Below are 17736 nucleotides of genomic sequence, written 5' to 3' on the forward strand. Positions count from 1 at the left end.
TACCGTTGCAGTGAGGGGCTGGGCTCTCACTGCCAATCCGAAGAGAATCGATGTGAAAGTACTGACTGTATTTGGTACGCGACCGGAGGCCATTAAGATGGCTCCTCTGGTTCATGCGCTGGCTAAAGATCCTGATTTCGACGCGAAAGTTTGCGTCACTGCACAGCATCGGGAGATGCTCGATCAGGTGTTGCACCTCTTTTCCATCGTACCTGACTACGATCTCAATATTATGCAGCCAGGTCAGGGGCTGACAGAAATTACCTGCCGAATTCTGGAAGGATTAAAGCCAATCCTCGCTGAGTTCAAACCTGATGTGGTGCTAGTCCACGGTGACACAACAACAACCCTTGCTACCAGTCTGGCCGCGTTTTATCAGCGTATTCCGGTGGGACATGTTGAGGCTGGGTTGCGAACGGGCGATCTCTATTCTCCCTGGCCGGAAGAGGCAAACCGTACGCTGACCGGACGCCTGGCCATGTATCACTTTTCCCCCACTGAAAATTCACGGCAAAACCTGTTGCGTGAAACCATTCCGGATGACCGTATTTTTGTCACGGGGAACACGGTCATTGATGCGTTGATCTGGGTTCGCGATCGTGTACTCGGAAATGAAGCGCTGCGCGCTGAACTGGCTGAGCGCTATCCTTTCCTGGATGCGGATAAGAAGATGATCCTGGTGACCGGTCATCGTCGGGAAAGCTTTGGTCGCGGTTTTGAGCAAATCTGCCATGCACTGGCGGAAATTGCCGCGGCTAATCAGAATGTACAGATTGTCTATCCGGTTCACCTGAACCCCAACGTTAGCGAGCCGGTAAATCGTATTCTGGGTCACGTTGAGAACGTGATACTCATTGAACCGCAGGACTATCTGCCATTCGTCTGGCTGATGAATCATGCCTGGCTTATCCTTACCGATTCTGGCGGGATTCAGGAGGAAGCGCCTTCTCTGGGTAAACCTGTGTTGGTGATGCGCGAAACAACGGAACGGCCAGAAGCTATTACCGCAGGCACAGTACGTCTGGTTGGGACTGACCCTCAGCGTATTGTTGCAGAAGTCACGCGCTTGCTGCATGACGACAATGAATATCAGACCATGAGCCGCGCCCATAATCCGTATGGAGATGGGCAGGCGTGTGGCCGCATTTTACACGCGTTAAAAAATAATCGGATATCGCTATGAGTTTTACGACCATTTCTGTCATTGGGCTGGGTTATATCGGACTGCCAACGGCGGCCGCTTTTGCTTCCCGTCAAAAACATGTTATTGGCGTAGATGTAAATCAACATGCGGTGGATACCATTAACCGCGGTGAAATCCACATCGTTGAACCTGATTTGGGTGCTGTGGTGAAAACAGCAGTCGAAAATGGCTTTCTGCGTGCGGTTACGACACCTGTTGAAGCAGACGCTTATCTGATTGCTGTGCCGACCCCCTTCAAGGGGGAGCATGAACCCGATATGGTCTACGTTGAAGCCGCAGCGAAGTCGCTTGCGCCGGTGCTGAAAAAAGGGGCGTTGGTGATCCTTGAATCGACGTCACCCGTCGGGGCAACGGAACAGATGGCAGCATGGCTTGCAGAAATGCGCCCTGATCTGACTTTCCCGCAGCAGGCGGGGGAACAAGCTGATGTGAACATTGCTTATTGTCCGGAGCGCGTGCTGCCAGGCCAGGTGATGGTTGAACTGATTAAAAATGACCGTGTGATTGGCGGAATGACCCCCGTCTGCTCTACGCGTGCCAGCGAACTGTACAACATCTTCCTCGAAGGTGAATGCGTGGTGACTAACGCCCGCACCGCAGAAATGTGCAAGTTGACCGAAAACAGCTTCCGCGATGTCAACATTGCCTTTGCTAATGAACTGTCGCTGATTTGCGCCGATCAGGGGATTAACGTCTGGGAACTGATCCGTCTGGCGAACCGTCACCCGCGGGTTAATATTTTGCAGCCTGGACCTGGCGTTGGCGGACACTGTATCGCGGTCGACCCGTGGTTTATTGTGGCGCAGAACCCGCAGCAGGCGAGATTGATCCGCACCGCGCGCGAGGTAAATGACAGTAAGCCTCATTGGGTTGTCGATCGGGTAAAAGCCGCTGTAGCGGATTGTCTGACGGAGACCAATAAACGTGCCAGCGACGTAAAAATTGCCTGTTTTGGTCTGGCGTTCAAACCAAACATTGACGATTTACGTGAAAGCCCGGCAATGGGGGTGGCGCAAAGTATCGCACGCTGGCACAGCGGCGAGACGCTGGTGGTTGAACCGAATATCCATCAGCTGCCGAAAAAACTGGATGGCCTGTGCCAACTGGCGAAACTGGATGCTGCGTTGGCAAGTGCCGATGTGCTGGTGATGTTGGTTGACCATAATGAATTTAAAGCGATTAAAGGCGATGCGGTGCACCAGCAATACGTGGTTGATACCAAAGGAGTCTGGCGCTAATGAAACGAATTCTGGTTACCGGTGGTGCAGGATTTATTGGCTCAGCGGTTGTGCGTCACATCATTAATGAGACTCGGGATGCCGTGGTTGTGGTTGATAAGCTAACCTATGCCGGAAACCTGATGTCGCTGGCGCCGGTTGCACAGAATGCCCGTTTTGCCTTTGAACGCGTGGATATCTGCGATCGCCTGGCGCTCGACAACGTGTTTCAACAGTATCAGCCGGATTGCGTGATGCACCTGGCGGCAGAAAGTCATGTCGATCGTTCTATCGATGGCCCCGCCGCATTTATTGAAACCAATATTGTCGGGACCTACACGTTGCTGGAAGCCGCTCGCGCATACTGGAATGTGTTAACCGATGATAAAAAGCAGGCGTTTCGTTTCCACCATATATCAACCGATGAGGTGTATGGCGACCTGCATTCTACGGATGATTTCTTTACCGAAACGACGCCGTATGCACCGAGTAGTCCTTATTCCGCGTCAAAGGCCAGTAGCGATCATCTGGTGCGTGCCTGGTTGCGCACCTACGGGCTGCCAACGTTAATAACTAACTGCTCCAACAATTATGGCCCCTACCATTTCCCGGAAAAATTGATCCCGCTGATGATACTCAATGCACTGGCGGGAAAACCTCTGCCGGTGTACGGCAACGGACAGCAGATTCGTGACTGGCTGTATGTGGAAGATCATGCCCGGGCGCTCTATTGCGTCGCGACAACCGGTGCGGTTGGCGAGACCTATAATATTGGTGGTCATAACGAGCGTAAAAACCTGGACGTGGTCGAAACGATTTGCAGCTTGTTGGAAGAACTGGCGCCGCAAAAACCACAAGGTGTTATGCGGTATCGTGAATTGATCACCTATGTTGAAGATCGCCCAGGCCATGATTTGCGCTATGCCATTGATGCGTCAAAAATTGCGCGTGAACTTGGCTGGGTGCCGCAGGAAACGTTTGAAAGTGGGATGCGTAAAACCGTGCAATGGTATCTGGCAAATGAGGCCTGGTGGAAACCCGTGCAGGATGGCAGCTACCAGGGTGAGCGTTTGGGTCTGAAGGGCTAACAGCCTGGTTTTGGCGCCCGGAGGAGGGATCATATGAAAGGTATCATTCTGGCAGGTGGCTCAGGTACTCGCCTGTACCCCATTACGCGCGGCGTATCGAAGCAGCTATTGCCTATTTACGATAAGCCCATGATCTATTACCCGCTATCGGTACTGATGCTGGCGGGAATTCGCGAGATCCTGATTATTACCACACCGGAAGATAAAGGGTATTTCCAGCGTTTGCTGGGAGATGGCTCTGAGTTCGGTATTGAATTGCACTATGCAGAGCAGCCCAGTCCGGATGGTTTAGCACAGGCGTTCATTATTGGTGAAGCGTTCCTTAACGGCGAACCGTCATGTCTGGTGCTTGGGGATAATATCTTCTTTGGTCAGGGATTTAGTCCAAAACTACGCCACGTCGCTGCCAGAACGCAAGGTGCGACGGTATTTGGCTATCAGGTGATGGATCCTGAGCGTTTCGGTGTGGTGGAATTCGATGACAATTTTCGGGCAGTCTCGCTGGAAGAGAAGCCGAAAGAACCAAAATCAAACTGGGCGGTGACAGGACTCTATTTCTACGACAGTAAGGTAGTGGAATACGCAAAGCGCGTGAAACCTTCTGAGCGTGGGGAACTGGAAATTACCTCCATTAACCAGATGTACCTTGACGATGGCAATCTGACCGTTGAACTGCTTGGCCGTGGCTTTGCCTGGCTGGATACCGGTACGCATGACAGTCTGATTGAAGCGAGCACTTTTGTGCAGACGGTAGAGAAACGTCAGGGCTTTAAAATCGCCTGCCTGGAAGAAATAGCATGGCGCAATGGCTGGCTGGATGATGAAGGTGTAAGACGTGCCGCCAGCTCTCTGGCTAAAACAGGCTACGGCCAATATTTGCTGGAGCTTCTCCGTGCCCGTCCGCGCCAGTATTGAGTCTCTGGATTGGGAAAATACGTTCTTTGGCGTGAATAGCGCCATCGTGCGATTTGACCCGCACGCACCAATCCTGACAGCAGACGTTTTACAGCGCTGGGAACGGGTGCAGGCAAAAATTCCTGCTGCAAATACGTATGAATTAGATGCTTTACAGCAGTTGGGTTTTTCACTGGTCGAAGGTGAGATGGACTTTGTTCTGCCGGTTACGTGCGCCCCTGAAAATCCCGGTGCACAGGTGGCGCAAGCTGCGGATATTCCGCTGCTGCGTCAACTGGCTGGAGTGGCGTTCGCCCAAAGTCGTTTCCGCGCACCATGGTATCCCGTGGAGGCCAGTGCGCGTTTTTATGCACAGTGGATAGAAAACGCTGTGCTGGGCACGTTCGATCATCAGTGCCTCATTTTTCGCACACAGACAGGTGGGATTCGCGGTTATGTCTCGCTACGTGACGTTAATGATACTGATGCACGTATTGGCCTGCTGGCTGGTCGTGGTGCGGGTGCCGAACTCATGCAGGCTGCGCTTTGCTGGGCACAGGCTCGCGGTAAAACAACATTGCGGGTGGCGACCCAGATGGGCAACACCGCCGCGCTTAAACGTTATATACAGAGCGGTGCAAATGTGGAAAGCACCGCGTACTGGTTATACAGGTGACACAATGATTCCATTTAACGCACCGCCGGTGGTGGGAACCGAGCTTGAATACATGCAGTCAGCGATGAGCAGCGGCAAGCTGTGTGGCGATGGTGGTTTTACCCGTCGTTGCCAGCAATGGCTGGAGCAGCATTTTGGTAGTGAGAAAGTGCTGCTGACGCCATCCTGTACCGCATCACTGGAGATGGCGGCATTATTGCTGGACATCCAGCCCGGCGATGAAGTCATCATGCCCAGCTACACATTTGTATCTACCGCGAACGCATTCGTGCTGCGTGGCGCAAAAATCGTCTTTGTCGATATCCACCCGGATACCATGAACATTGATGAAACGCTGATTGAAGCGGCGATCACCGAGAAAACCCGTGCTATCGTGCCGGTGCACTACGCCGGAGTTGCCTGTGAAATGGATACCATTATGGCGTTGGCGTCACAGTACAACCTGTTCGTGGTGGAAGATGCCGCTCAGGGCGTCATGTCGACCTACAAAGGCCGTGCGCTGGGAACCATTGGGCATATTGGCTGCTTTAGCTTCCATGAGACCAAAAACTATACCGCAGGCGGTGAAGGCGGGGCGACGCTGATCAACGACCGTAAATTAGTTGAACGTGCAGAAATCATCCGTGAAAAGGGGACGAATCGCAGTCAATTTTTCCGCGGTCAGGTTGATAAATATACCTGGCGTGATATTGGCTCCAGTTATTTGATGTCCGATCTCCAGGCTGCCTATCTGTGGGCGCAACTGGAAGCGGCAGAGCGTATTAATCATCAGCGCCTGGTGCTGTGGCAGAATTATTATGATGCCCTCGAACCGCTGGCGCGCGCCGGGCGTATTGATTTACCCGTCATCCCGGAAGGTTGTGCGCAGAACGCCCATATGTTTTATATCAAGCTGCGTGATATTGATGATCGCACGGCGTTGATTAACTTCCTGAAAGAAGCCGAAATTATGGCGGTATTCCATTATATTCCGCTGCATGATTGTCCGGCTGGCGATAAATTTGGCGTATTTTCCGGAGTCGATCGTTACACCACCAAAGAGAGTGAACGTCTGCTGCGTCTGCCGCTGTTTTACAACCTGTCGCCGGTTAACCAGCGCACAGTGATTACGACCTTACTCAACTACTTCTCCTGATATGTCGCTGGCAAAAGCGTCCTTGTGGACGGCTACCAGTACGCTGGTAAAAATTGGTGCAGGTTTGTTGGTGGTAAAACTGCTGGCGGTCTCTTTCGGCCCTGCGGGTGTGGGCCTGGCGGGAAACTTCCGTCAGATGGTCACCGTGCTTGGCGTGTTGGCGGGCGCTGGGATTTTCAACGGCGTCACGAAATACGTTGCGCAGCACCATGATGACCCGGCGCGGTTGCGTCAGGTGGTGGGGACATCATCCGCAATGGTGCTGGGATTCTCTACGCTGATGGCGGCGATTTTCTTGCTGGCGGCCGCGCCAATCAGCCAGGGATTGTTTGGTCATACGCATTTTCAGGGGCTGGTACGGCTGGTTGCGCTGGTACAGATGGGGATTGCCTGGGCAAACCTGTTACTGGCGTTGATGAAGGGCTTTCGCGATGCGGCGGGAAATGCGCTATCGCTGATTGTGGGTAGCCTGGTGGGCGTCGTGGCCTACTACGGCTGCTATCGGTTGGGCGGATACGAAGGTGCCTTGCTGGGCCTGGCGCTGGTACCTGCGTTGGTCGTTATCCCTGCCGCTATTATGCTGATTAAGCGCGGGGCGATCCCCCTGCAATACCTGAAGCCCTCCTGGGACAACGGCCTGGCAGGGCAGTTAAGCAAGTTTACGTTGATGGCGCTGATTACCTCCGTAACGTTGCCCGTGGCGTATGTGATGATGCGAAACCTATTGGCGGCGCAATACAGCTGGGATGACGTGGGGATCTGGCAGGGGGTGAGCAGTATCTCTGATGCATACCTGCAATTTATTACCGCTTCATTCAGTGTGTATCTACTGCCAACGCTGTCGCGCCTGACTGAAAAGCGCGACATCACGCGTGAAGTTATCAAGTCGCTGAAATTTGTATTACCGGCGGTTGCCGCCGCGAGTTTTACCGTCTGGCTGTTACGTGATTTTGCTATCTGGCTGCTTTTCTCCGCTAAATTCACCGCCATGCGTGATTTGTTTGCCTGGCAACTGGTGGGGGATGTACTGAAAGTGGGTGCCTACGTATTTGGCTATCTGGTGATCGCGAAGGCCTCGCTGCGGTTTTATATTCTGGCCGAAATTAGCCAGTTCATTTTGTTGACGGCATTTGCCCACTGGTTGATCCCCGCGCACGGTGCTCTCGGCGCGGCACAGGCTTATATGGCAACGTACATCGTCTATTTTTCTCTTTGTTGTGGCGTGTTTTTACTCTGGCATAGGCGGGTATGACTGTACTGATTCACGTTCTGGGATCGGATATCCCTCACCATAATCAAACTGTGCTGCGGTTCTTCAACGACGCGTTGGCTGCGACAAGCGAGCACGCGCGCGTGTTTATGGTTGCCGGTCAGGATACGGGATTTAGCGAGAGCTGCCCGGCATTATCACTGCGTTTCTACGGCGGAAAAAAGGCGCTGGCTGAAGCCGTTATCGCCAAAGCTAAGACGGATCGCCAGCAGCGTTTCTTCTTTCACGGGCAGTTCAATACTAGCCTGTGGCTGGCATTGCTGAGCGGGGGGATTAAACCTGAGCAGTTTTACTGGCATATTTGGGGGGCCGATCTGTATGAAGTCTCCAGTGGGCTGAAATTCCGTCTGTTTTACCCGATTCGTCGAATGGCGCAAAACCGTGTGGGTTGTGTCTTTGCTACACGAGGCGATCTGAGCTATTTCGCTGAGCTGCATCCGCGTGTACGCGGGGAATTGCTCTATTTCCCAACCCGTATGGATCCGTCGCTGAACAATATGAGCAATGAGCGCCAGCGACGCGGGAAAATGACGATCCTGGTCGGAAACTCTGGCGATCGCAGTAATGAGCATCTAGCCGCGCTACGCGCTGTTCATCAGCAGTTTGGTGATACGGTGAACGTGATTGTGCCAATGGGTTACCCGGCAAATAATGCAGGCTATATTGATGAAGTGCGCCAGGCGGGTCTGGCGTTATTTAGCGCCGATAATCTGCAAATTCTCAGTGAAAAGCTGGAGTTTGATGACTATCTGGCGCTACTGCGTCAGTGCGATCTGGGTTACTTTATTTTTGCCCGTCAACAGGGGATTGGCACATTGTGTCTGCTGATTCAGGCGGGGATCCCGTGCGTGCTCAACCGTGAAAACCCATTCTGGCAGGATATGGCAGAGCAAAATATCCCGGTTCTGTTTGCGACAGATGTACTTAATGAAGGTATTGTACGCGAGGCGCAGCGCCAGCTGGCATCGGTTGATAAAAGTGCAATTACTTTCTTTAGTCCGAATTATCTGCAACCGTGGCATAACGCGCTGCGCATTGCCTCAGGAGAAACCGTATGAGTCTGATGCAATTCAGCGGTCTGCTGGTGGTGTGGCTACTCTCTACTTTGTTTATCGCCACGCTGACCTGGTTTGAATTCCGACGCGTACGGTTTAACTTCAATGTCTTCTTCTCATTGCTGTTTTTATTGACGTTTTTCTTTGGTTTTCCGTTGACCAGCGTGCTGGTCTTTCGCTTTGATGTGGCGGTGGCCCCGCCGGAAATTCTGCTGCAGGCGTTGCTGTCTGCTGCCTGTTTCTACGCAGTGTATTATGTGACCTATAAAACACGTCTGCGGAAACGGAGCCCGGAGAGAACGCGCAAACCGCTGTTTACCATCAATCGCGTTGAAGCCCATTTGACCTGGATTATCCTGATGGCGATTGCGCTGGTGAGCGTGGGCATTTTCTTTATGCACAACGGTTTCCTGCTATTCAGGCTGCAATCCTATAGCCAGATTTTCTCCAGTGAAGTCTCCGGGGTGGCTCTGAAACGCTTCTTCTACTTCTTCATTCCGGCGATGCTGGTGGTCTACTTCCTGCGTCAGGACAGCAAAGCGTGGCTGTTCTTCCTGGTGAGTACCGTTGCATTTGGGTTGCTGACGTACATGATTGTTGGCGGAACCCGCGCCAATATTATTATCGCGTTTGCCATTTTCCTGTTTATCGGCATTATTCGCGGCTGGATTTCGCTGTGGATGCTGGCTGCCGCGGGGGTACTGGGTATTGTCGGGATGTTCTGGCTGGCGCTGAAGCGCTACGGGATGAACGTCAGCGGTGATGAGGCGTTCTATACTTTCCTGTACCTCACGCGCGATACCTTTTCGCCGTGGGAGAATTTGGCGCTATTGCTGCAAAATTACCACAATATTGAGTTTCAGGGGCTGGCGCCGATCGTCCGTGATTTCTACGTCTTTATACCGTCCTGGCTGTGGCCGGGTCGACCGAGCATTGTGCTCAATTCCGCGAACTATTTTACTTGGGAAGTGCTGAACAACCACTCGGGCCTGGCTATCTCCCCGACGCTGATTGGTTCGCTGGTGGTGATGGGCGGTGTCTTGTTTATACCGTTAGGTGCGATTGTGGTCGGCCTAATTATTAAATGGTTCGACTGGTTGTATGAATTAGGTAACCGGGAAACTAATCGCTATAAGTCAGCAATTTTGCACAGTTTCTGTTTCGGCGCCATTTTTAATATGATCGTTTTGGCACGTGAAGGGTTAGATTCGTTTGTCTCGCGAGTGGTCTTTTTCCTCGTGATTTTCGGCGTCTGTCTGTTGGTGGCAAAATTGTTGTACTGGCTGTTTGATAGTGCGGGACTCATCCATAAACGAATAAAGTCGGTGCCCCGGATACAGGTTGAAGGATCGTAATGACAGATAACACAACTGCGCCGCTGTATTCACTGCGCGGATTAGAACTGATTGGCTGGCGCGATATGCAACATGCGCTGAATTACCTGTTTGCTGAGGGACGCCTCAGGCAGGGGACGCTGGTAGCAATTAACGCCGAGAAAATGCTGACAGCGGAGGATAACCCAGAGGTTCGGACGTTGATCGAGGCCGCTGAGTTTAAATATGCGGATGGGATCAGCGTGGTGCGTTCCGTGTGCAAAAAATTCCCACAGGCGCAGGTATCACGTGTGGCCGGGGCCGATCTCTGGGAAGCGCTGATGGCACGCGCCGGGAAGGAAGGAACGCCCGTATTCCTGGTTGGCGGTAAGCCTGATGTTCTGACACAAACAGAGGCAAAACTGCGCGCACAATGGCACGTCAATATTGTTGGCAGTCAGGACGGCTATTTTACCGCCGATCAGCGTCAGGCGCTGTTTGAGCGTATTCATGCCAGCGGCGCACAGCTTGTCACCGTGGCGATGGGATCGCCGAAACAAGAAATTTTTATGCGCGATTGCCGCCAGGTCCATCCGCATGCGCTGTATATGGGCGTGGGCGGCACCTACGATGTGTTTACCGGGCATGTAAAGCGCGCGCCCAAATTCTGGCAGAGCCTGGGATTGGAGTGGCTGTATCGCTTGCTGCTGCAACCGAGTCGTATCACCCGCCAACTTCGTTTATTACGTTATCTCCGCTGGCACTATACCGGCAATCTCTGACATCACCTCTGCGTTGTTCAGTAGCGCGTTATGCTAAACGTGCTACTTATTCACAACATAATCGCTGCTTTCTCGCACAATCTATTCATTTTTTGAATGCTTTAATTGCCATTTAGGCGATTTTAAGAAACCATTCGCAACAATCATTGCAGTGCCGTGGTGTTTTTGGCGCCAACCGTAAAGCGGTCGGTGCTGAATGGCCTGTTATGGCAAAAAAACGATGTACCCATAACGATAACCGGTAATACCGGAAACAATGCAAACACGACAAGAGGATCTATGGCAGAGAATAAATCTGAGCTACAGCGTGGGCTGGAGGCTCGTCATATCGAATTGATAGCCCTTGGGGGGACCATTGGTGTCGGACTGTTTATGGGGGCTGCCAGTACCCTGAAATGGGCGGGACCGTCGGTTTTGCTGGCGTATATCGTCGCTGGGCTGTTTGTCTTTTTCATCATGCGCTCTATGGGTGAGATGCTGTTCCTGGAGCCGGTCACCGGCTCATTCGCCGTTTACGCTCACCGTTATATGAGCCCCTTCTTTGGCTATCTTACCGCATGGTCATATTGGTTCATGTGGATGGCGGTGGGGATCTCGGAGATTACCGCTATTGGGGTCTACGTGCAGTTCTGGTTCCCGGAAATGGCGCAATGGATACCCGCGTTGATTGCGGTGGGCCTGGTGGCGCTGGCAAACCTGGCAGCAGTTCGCTTGTATGGTGAAATCGAATTCTGGTTTGCCATGATTAAAGTGACCACCATCATTGTGATGATTGTCATTGGCGTAGGGGTTATTTTCTTCGGCTTTGGTAACGGTGGTCAGGCGATTGGCTTTGGCAATTTGACCGAACATGGCGGCTTCTTCGCGGGTGGCTGGAAAGGGTTCCTGACAGCGCTGTGTATTGTGGTTGCTTCCTATCAGGGCGTGGAGCTGATCGGCATCACGGCAGGTGAAGCTAAAAACCCGCAGGTCACGCTACGTAGCGCAGTAGGTAAGGTCCTGTGGCGTATCCTGATTTTCTACGTGGGGGCGATTTTTGTTATCGTCACTATCTTCCCGTGGAATGAGATTGGCAGTAACGGCAGCCCGTTCGTTCTCACTTTTGCCAGGATTGGTATTACGGCAGCCGCTGGGATTATCAACTTTGTGGTCCTGACGGCCGCGCTGTCTGGCTGTAACAGCGGGATGTACAGCTGTGGTCGTATGCTCTATGCGCTGGCAAAGAATCGCCAGTTGCCTGCCGCCGTCGGAAAAGTCTCTCGTCACGGCGTGCCGGTCGCTGGTGTGGCGATCTCTATCGCCATCTTGCTGATTGGCTCGTGCCTGAACTACATCATTCCCAATCCGCAGCGGGTGTTCGTTTATGTCTATAGCGCCAGCGTGCTGCCGGGCATGGTGCCGTGGTTTGTTATCCTGATTAGCCAGTTGCGTTTCCGTCAGGCCCATAAGGAAGCGATAGCCAGCCATCCGTTCCGTTCCATTCTGTTCCCGTGGGCGAATTATTTGACGATGGCATTCCTGATTTGCGTATTAATTGGGATGTACTTTAATGAAGATACCCGGATGTCGCTTTTTGTTGGCATTGGTTTCTTGCTGGCAGTAACGCTCATTTATAAGGTTTTTGGCCTGAATCGCCATGGTGTAGCCCAAAAACTGGAGGAATAAGCGACAAAACGCACAAAGCGTGACCAAACGATAATTTATTTTAAAAAAGCACTAGACAGCAGACCGAGACCTCCGTAATATCCAGCCCCGCAACGGCGCTAAGCGCCCGTAGCTCAGCTGGATAGAGCGCTGCCCTCCGGAGGCAGAGGTCTCAGGTTCGAATCCTGTCGGGCGCACCATTAAGTTAGGTGCCGGAGCTGCGGTGGTTTTAATACCGCGTAAAAGATTTGCAGTGGTGGCTATAGCTCAGTTGGTAGAGCCCTGGATTGTGATTCCAGTTGTCGTGGGTTCGAATCCCATTAGCCACCCCATTAATTTAAAGTTGTGAAATGCGAAGGTGGCGGAATTGGTAGACGCGCTAGCTTCAGGTGTTAGTGTCCTTAGGATGTGGGGGTTCGAGTCCCCCCCCTCGCACCACGACTTAAAGAATTGAACTAAAAATTCAAAAAGCAGTAAAACGGCGAGTAGCGCAGCTTGGTAGCGCAACTGGTTTGGGACCAGTGGGTCGGAGGTTCGAATCCTCTCTCGCCGACCAATTTTGAACCCCGCTTCGGCGGGGTTTTTTGTTTTCTGTTCCTCACTTTTGTACCTCTTCTCCCCCAAATGTCATGAAGTCCTAAAAAGCCGCAATCCCTGGTTTTTACAGTGCAATCAGCGCATACGCTGTGTAATAATATGCGGGTAGATGCTCATTCCATCTCTTATGTTCGCCATCAGGCCTCATAAACTCAGGAATGATGCAGAGCCGTTTACGGTGCTTATCGTCCACTGACAGATGTCGCTTTAGCTTCATCAAACACCATGGACATAACGTTGAGTGAAGCACCCATTTATGTTGTCATACAGACCTGTTTAACGCCTGCTCCAAAAGAGCAGGCGTTTTTTTATGCATATCCGTCAGGAATGATTTTGTGTATGCGGCAGGCCCGGCAGGCGAAGCGCCACCGGGCAAGGGGGAATTACTGCGGAGGGTTGTTGTTCTGCAAGGTCAACATCAGGCCATCACGACGCATTGTTGCAGCCTCTTCCGGCTGATGCAGTCTGTCCAGCGCGTCGGCCAGCCAGGCGTAGTCGTATGCATCCGGGCGTTGTTTAAGCGCGGCACGGAAGGCGAGCGTAGCTTCCTGCCATTCACCGTGCTTCATCAATGACTGACCAAGCGTACTCCACAGCAGTGGGCGGTCGCCCACCACTTTAATTTGCTGGCGCAGTACTTTTTCAATCTGTTCCGGGTTGTTGGTTTTCAGACGAGGGATTGGCAGCACCAGGCGGTCGTCATACTGACGTTTCAGACCATCGATGATGATTTGCTGTGCCGTATCGTGATCGTCACACTCAATCAGATGTTCTGCCATTGCCACCTGCAGGGCAACCTGATGACGAGTCTTACGGCTCTGGTTTTTCCACCATGCGCGTAATCCCTCGCTGCCCTGATCGGCGCGAACCTGATCCATCAGACCCACCCATGCCTGCTGTTCCAGCATCGCACGGTGTTCTTCATCACCCACATGCGCTTTCGCCATTGATGGAATGATATCCAGCAAAGAACTCCACGCACCGGTGCGAATGTAAGCCTGTTCCGCCAGGCGTAAGACTTCCGGATGGCGTGGCGTCACTTCCAGCAGTTTGTCTACGCTGTGGCGTGCGGCATGGTTTTCATTACGGGCCAGCTGCAAACGAACGCGGGCGATTTCGACTGGGATCGTATCATTTCCGGCGAGTTCGGCTGCGCGTTCAAGGTGTTGATTAGCGCGAGCTTCATCACCACGCTGCTGAGCCGCTTCTGCCGCCAGAAGGTAATTCACCACCGGTTGTTCTGCGTGATCGGCATTTTTTGACATCAGCTTTTCAACCTGCTGATAGTCGCCTTCTGCCAGTTTAAGCAGCGCCTGCTCGGTCTGCTTACGCGCACGACGGCGTTTACGCCCCACAAACCAGCCGCGAGTATGCGCACCAGTACGGAATATACGGCGCAGCAGCCACTCAATAGCAAAAAGAATGACCATCGCGACGATCAGAATGATCACCAGACCTGTCACGCTGGTTTCGATGTTGTAGTTATCCGTCTGGATCAGAACATAACCTTGATGACCAGCAATCATCTGACCAACGACGATCCCGGCGATCAACAGTACAAAGAGTAATAATACTTTTAGCATCATTATTCTCCCTGCGGCGCGGTTGCCGGAGCATCTGCCTGAGGTACTGGTGCAGGTGCGGCTTCAGCCGGTGATGTGGATGGCTGGGCCAGCAAATTACGCACGCGAGTCTGCATTAGCTTCTCAAGAATAACCTGGCTCTGAAGGGTTTCCGGTACGTCCATGCTGATGCTTTGCTGACTCAGCTGATCGACCTCTTCGAGGAACGCTTTTGTCGCCGCATCGTCAGTGTCGTAATAGGCGCGAACCCACGTGGAGACATTTTCCAGCGCCTGGCGGTATGTTTCTTCCTGATGGCGAGGTACGGCTTGCGCCGCCACGAGCAGGCGTGAACGGATGTTCTCACGTAGGTAAACATCCTGGTTTGGCGCCAGTAGCGGGACGGCGGTTTCATCACGACGGCGAATGGTGATAAAGCTGTCCATAAAGTTCTGCCAGCTTTTTTGTAGATTGACGCGCCATTCGCTAATGGAGCTGGAAAGCTCGCTGCTGTCAGAATCCATCGGTGAATCATCGGTATCGTTATCAGCCAGACGCAGGTTATCAATTTGGTTAGCGAGCTGGTTTACCTTGAGGATAATGCCGTCATAGTCGACCTGAGTTACCGCAGAGAGGCTGGCGATATCGTCGGTAATCGCGCGACGAGCGGCAATTAAACTGGGGTCATTCATGTCAGCTAGGCTGGCGTCGGCGCTTTTCAGCAACGCTGCGGCGGTGGTAACGTCCTGATCGCTCCATAATTTACGCCCCGCCAGTTTCACCAGAAAATCGGCCTGCGCCAGCAGCCAGGTTTTGGCATCGCTTCCGGAGATAGTGGCGATTTTTTGCTGAACCTCATCAAGCTGTTTGGCCAGCGCAGTCCGCTGGCGATTGGCTTCATCCAGCTGTGTTGCCTGCTGCTTAATAATGCCTTCCAGCTCGGTCTTTTGGGTTTCTTGCGCTTTTTGCAGCGCCATGAGCTGGTTTGCCAGCGCATCACTGGTTGCAGTCTGCGTAGTGGCCTGCTGTTTCCCCCAGCCATACAGCCCCACGCCTGCCGCCAGCGCAATAGCAATCGCCACAGCGCTTAGAATCAGTGCGGTACTGTTCTTACTCTTTTTTTCAGTGTTGTTGACTGGCTGTGATGTGGTGTCCACGGCCTCCCTGGTCTCTTCAACCACGGCGGAGGTTTTTTCTTGTTCCGTCATTATGGCATCCCATTATGAGAGTTATTGTAATGCGCGTAGTAGCGCATCGTTGTCGGCGTTATCAGCGACCTTAATATCTTGCCAGCCCAGTTCCCGGGCGAGGTTCGCCAGACGCTCACTGACGACCAGCAGCCGACAGCGTAGTAACCAGTGCTCACGATACCACTGCGGAATAAGCGCCCAGAGCTGCTGTAGCATCTCTCCGCTGGTGACAACCACCGTCTTCACCCCGCGTGATTGCCAGCGCATCGCTTCCTCCGCGCCATCGTAATGTTTTGCACTGCGTTGATAACATTCACAAAAATCGATATCAGCTCCGCGTGCAGTCAGGGTTTCACCTATCAGCTCGCGGCCACCGTTGCCGCGTAATATCAGCGCGCGTTTTCCCGCAATATTTTGTAATTCAGGTAATTGTAGCAAGACTTCGCTAATTTCCCGATCCAACGGATAGTGAATATTGCACCCGCTCACGGTGTGCAACGCCAGCGCCGTTGTACGGCCGATGGCAAAATAGTGCGGGAGAGTGGACCAACTTACCCCTTGCCGCTGAAGTTGAGCATCGGCAAAGGTCACGGCGTGCTGTGAGAGGGCAAAAACCAGATCGTTTTCGGTGAGCGCCGAAAGCCGGGAGGCAAGCGTTGGCAGTTCCCGGCCCGGCGCGAACTCAATAAGCGGAAAGCTCCAGGCCACCTGCCCCAGTGTGCGCAGACGGCTCACTAACTCTTCCCCAGTGGGAGATGGGCGGGTGACCAGAATACTCATGCGGGGGCATCTCCGTTATAAACTTCCGCCAGAATGGCGCGTGCACCGTTTTCCAGCAGCTCTTCTGCCAGAGATATACCCATTTTTTCCGCATCCTGCGCTGCGCCACGACGTTCTCCACATACCATCTGTGAACCATCTGGCGCACCGACTAACGCGCGTAGCCAAATCTCACCGTTGATGAGTTCCGCATAGCTGCCGATAGGAACCTGGCATCCCCCTTCCAGGCGGGTGTTCATGGCACGTTCTGCTTTTACGCGCAGGGCGGTTTCTTCATGGTTGAGTGGCGCTAACAGTGCCTGAGTGCGCTGATCGTCGAGTCGACATTCGATACCCACAGCGCCTTGTCCGACCGCAGGCAGAGACACTTCTGGTGCCAGTGCTGCGCGGATTCGCGACTCCAGCCCTAAGCGTTTTAATCCAGCGACGGCCAGAATAATGGCGTCGTAGTCGCCGTTGTCCAGTTTGCCGAGGCGAGTACCTACGTTGCCGCGCAGCGAGCGGATGATGAGATCCGGGCGCTGTTTTGCCAATTGGCACTGGCGACGTAAGCTGGACGTGCCAACGATGCTACCTGCTGGCAGCTCATCCAGCGTGTTGTATTTATTTGAGACGAAAGCATCACGCGGATCTTCACGCTCGCAAATAGTAACCAGCCCAAGACCCTCAGGAAATTCGACCGGCACATCCTTCATGGAATGCACGGCGATATCTGCGCGTTTTTCCAGCAGTGCGACTTCCAGCTCTTTAACAAACAAACCTTTACCCCCGACTTTTGCCAGTGGGGTATCCAGAATCACGTCGCCACGGGTCACCATGGGAACCAGTTCAACGACCAGACCGGGGTGGTTTGCCATTAAGGCGTCTTTGACATAATGTGCCTGCCAGAGTGCAAGGGGGCTTTGGCGTGTGGCAATTCTCAAAACATTGTCTAACATGCTTGTTACCGTCATTATCAATCATTGACCATCCTAACATCCTTATCAAAGGGATGTCAGCGTTACGCTCAAACGTAAGTGAGAGGAAAAGGCGCTGCATCATCACTGGCAGTGATTAATGACGAGAAACCTCCCGACCGTATGAAGGAATTTACACGTAACGAACGGTGCTACACTTGTATGTAGCGCATCTTTCTTTACGGTCAATGAGCAAGGTGTTAAATTGATCACGTTTTAGACCATTTTTTCGGCTGTACTCCCTAAAAAAATGGGGGTGAAAAAACGGTAACGGTTATTTTTGACATACGGTTTATCCGAATTGCTGAAGATTGTTGATGAGCGCTTGCGCCGCAGCAATCGACAACATGATGGATAGCAACATCAGGCGATA

The 17736-nt window shown here is 52.7% G+C and carries 15 protein-coding genes and 4 tRNA genes; 15 read left to right on the forward strand and 4 right to left on the reverse strand.

Features of this window, described 5'->3' with window-relative positions:
* Nucleotides 1-52: 52 nt before the first annotated feature.
* From wecB to RYZ59_RS20200, 15 genes are all read left to right on the forward strand, one after another.
* Nucleotides 53-1183, forward strand: coding sequence for a non-hydrolyzing UDP-N-acetylglucosamine 2-epimerase (gene wecB, locus RYZ59_RS20130; protein ID WP_318050322.1), 1131 nt, complete (start codon nt 53-55; stop codon nt 1181-1183).
* Entirely contained in the window at nt 1180-2442 is a 1263-nt protein-coding gene (wecC, locus tag RYZ59_RS20135; protein WP_318050321.1) for a UDP-N-acetyl-D-mannosamine dehydrogenase, read from the forward strand. The genes wecB and wecC overlap by 4 nt, the downstream gene beginning before the upstream one ends.
* A complete protein-coding gene (gene rffG, locus RYZ59_RS20140; protein ID WP_137383180.1) occupies nt 2442-3509 on the forward strand; it encodes a dTDP-glucose 4,6-dehydratase in 1068 nt (355 codons plus the stop codon). Before wecC ends, rffG begins: the two co-directional genes overlap by 1 nt.
* 33 nt (nt 3510-3542) lie before the next feature.
* Nucleotides 3543-4424: a glucose-1-phosphate thymidylyltransferase RfbA gene (gene rfbA / locus RYZ59_RS20145; RefSeq protein ID WP_318050320.1), complete on the forward strand. Its 882-nt coding sequence runs from the start codon at nt 3543-3545 to the stop codon at nt 4422-4424.
* Entirely contained in the window at nt 4402-5079 is a 678-nt protein-coding gene (gene rffC, locus RYZ59_RS20150) for a dTDP-4-amino-4,6-dideoxy-D-galactose acyltransferase (RefSeq protein ID WP_318050319.1), read from the forward strand. Before rfbA ends, rffC begins: the two co-directional genes overlap by 23 nt.
* Before the next feature lie 4 nt (nt 5080-5083).
* Nucleotides 5084-6214, forward strand: a complete 1131-nt coding sequence (rffA, locus tag RYZ59_RS20155) for a dTDP-4-amino-4,6-dideoxygalactose transaminase (RefSeq protein WP_040230067.1) — start codon at nt 5084-5086, stop codon at nt 6212-6214.
* A 1-nt stretch (nt 6215) separates the two neighbouring features.
* Entirely contained in the window at nt 6216-7466 is a 1251-nt protein-coding gene (gene wzxE, locus RYZ59_RS20160; RefSeq protein WP_318050318.1) for a lipid III flippase WzxE, read from the forward strand.
* The gene (locus RYZ59_RS20165) at nt 7463-8542 is read left to right on the forward strand and encodes a TDP-N-acetylfucosamine:lipid II N-acetylfucosaminyltransferase (RefSeq protein ID WP_318050317.1); all 1080 of its coding nucleotides are present in this window, start codon (nt 7463-7465) and stop codon (nt 8540-8542) included. Before wzxE ends, RYZ59_RS20165 begins: the two co-directional genes overlap by 4 nt.
* Nucleotides 8539-9894 (forward strand): ECA oligosaccharide polymerase, encoded by a 1356-nt coding sequence (gene wzyE / locus RYZ59_RS20170; protein ID WP_318050316.1) that lies wholly within the window; start codon nt 8539-8541, stop codon nt 9892-9894. The genes RYZ59_RS20165 and wzyE overlap by 4 nt, the downstream gene beginning before the upstream one ends.
* Nucleotides 9894-10634, forward strand: a complete 741-nt coding sequence (wecG, locus tag RYZ59_RS20175) for a lipopolysaccharide N-acetylmannosaminouronosyltransferase (protein ID WP_005133328.1) — start codon at nt 9894-9896, stop codon at nt 10632-10634. The genes wzyE and wecG overlap by 1 nt, the downstream gene beginning before the upstream one ends.
* 279 nt (nt 10635-10913) lie before the next feature.
* Nucleotides 10914-12299, forward strand: a complete 1386-nt coding sequence (thrP, locus tag RYZ59_RS20180) for a bifunctional threonine/serine APC transporter ThrP (protein WP_137383173.1) — start codon at nt 10914-10916, stop codon at nt 12297-12299.
* Nucleotides 12300-12401: 102 nt separating this feature from the next.
* Nucleotides 12402-12478: transfer RNA gene (locus RYZ59_RS20185), tRNA-Arg, on the forward strand.
* 56 nt (nt 12479-12534) lie between these two features.
* Nucleotides 12535-12610, forward strand: a tRNA-His gene (locus RYZ59_RS20190).
* Nucleotides 12611-12630: 20 nt separating this feature from the next.
* Nucleotides 12631-12716: transfer RNA gene (locus RYZ59_RS20195), tRNA-Leu, on the forward strand.
* A 41-nt stretch (nt 12717-12757) separates the two neighbouring features.
* Nucleotides 12758-12834, forward strand: a tRNA-Pro gene (locus RYZ59_RS20200).
* Between the two features lie 424 nt (nt 12835-13258).
* On the opposite strand, the gene hemY is transcribed toward RYZ59_RS20200, so the two are convergent.
* The 4 genes from hemY to hemC are packed head-to-tail and all read right to left on the reverse strand — an operon-like array spanning nt 13259 to nt 17345.
* Nucleotides 13259-14458, reverse strand: coding sequence for a protoheme IX biogenesis protein HemY (gene hemY, locus RYZ59_RS20205; protein WP_318050330.1), 1200 nt, complete (start codon nt 14456-14458; stop codon nt 13259-13261).
* Between the two features lie 2 nt (nt 14459-14460).
* Nucleotides 14461-15645: a uroporphyrinogen-III C-methyltransferase gene (gene hemX / locus RYZ59_RS20210; RefSeq protein WP_202037310.1), complete on the reverse strand. Its 1185-nt coding sequence runs from the start codon at nt 15643-15645 to the stop codon at nt 14461-14463.
* 21 nt (nt 15646-15666) lie between these two features.
* Nucleotides 15667-16407, reverse strand: a complete 741-nt coding sequence (gene hemD, locus RYZ59_RS20215; protein ID WP_318050315.1) for a uroporphyrinogen-III synthase — start codon at nt 16405-16407, stop codon at nt 15667-15669.
* The gene (gene hemC / locus RYZ59_RS20220; RefSeq protein WP_137383169.1) at nt 16404-17345 is read right to left on the reverse strand and encodes a hydroxymethylbilane synthase; all 942 of its coding nucleotides are present in this window, start codon (nt 17343-17345) and stop codon (nt 16404-16406) included. The genes hemD and hemC overlap by 4 nt, the downstream gene beginning before the upstream one ends.
* Nucleotides 17346-17736: the final 391 nt, after the last annotated feature.

The sequence above is a fragment of the Citrobacter sp. HN-141 genome (assembly GCF_033341895.1).
Taxonomy (GTDB): Bacteria; Pseudomonadota; Gammaproteobacteria; order Enterobacterales; family Enterobacteriaceae; genus Citrobacter.

Coding starts and splice junctions, on each gene's coding strand:
- wecC (WP_318050321.1), top strand. CDS start 1,180: ATGAGTTTTACGACCATTTCTGTCATTGGGCTGGGTTATATCGGACTG.
- rffG (WP_137383180.1), top strand. CDS start 2,442: ATGAAACGAATTCTGGTTACCGGTGGTGCAGGATTTATTGGCTCAGCG.
- rfbA (WP_318050320.1), top strand. CDS start 3,543: ATGAAAGGTATCATTCTGGCAGGTGGCTCAGGTACTCGCCTGTACCCC.
- rffA (WP_040230067.1), top strand. CDS start 5,084: ATGATTCCATTTAACGCACCGCCGGTGGTGGGAACCGAGCTTGAATAC.
- wzxE (WP_318050318.1), top strand. CDS start 6,216: ATGTCGCTGGCAAAAGCGTCCTTGTGGACGGCTACCAGTACGCTGGTA.
- RYZ59_RS20165 (WP_318050317.1), top strand. CDS start 7,463: ATGACTGTACTGATTCACGTTCTGGGATCGGATATCCCTCACCATAAT.
- wzyE (WP_318050316.1), top strand. CDS start 8,539: ATGAGTCTGATGCAATTCAGCGGTCTGCTGGTGGTGTGGCTACTCTCT.
- wecG (WP_005133328.1), top strand. CDS start 9,894: ATGACAGATAACACAACTGCGCCGCTGTATTCACTGCGCGGATTAGAA.
- thrP (WP_137383173.1), top strand. CDS start 10,914: ATGGCAGAGAATAAATCTGAGCTACAGCGTGGGCTGGAGGCTCGTCAT.
- hemY (WP_318050330.1), bottom strand. CDS start 14,458: ATGCTAAAAGTATTATTACTCTTTGTACTGTTGATCGCCGGGATCGTC.
- hemX (WP_202037310.1), bottom strand. CDS start 15,645: ATGACGGAACAAGAAAAAACCTCCGCCGTGGTTGAAGAGACCAGGGAG.
- hemD (WP_318050315.1), bottom strand. CDS start 16,407: ATGAGTATTCTGGTCACCCGCCCATCTCCCACTGGGGAAGAGTTAGTG.
- hemC (WP_137383169.1), bottom strand. CDS start 17,345: ATGTTAGACAATGTTTTGAGAATTGCCACACGCCAAAGCCCCCTTGCA.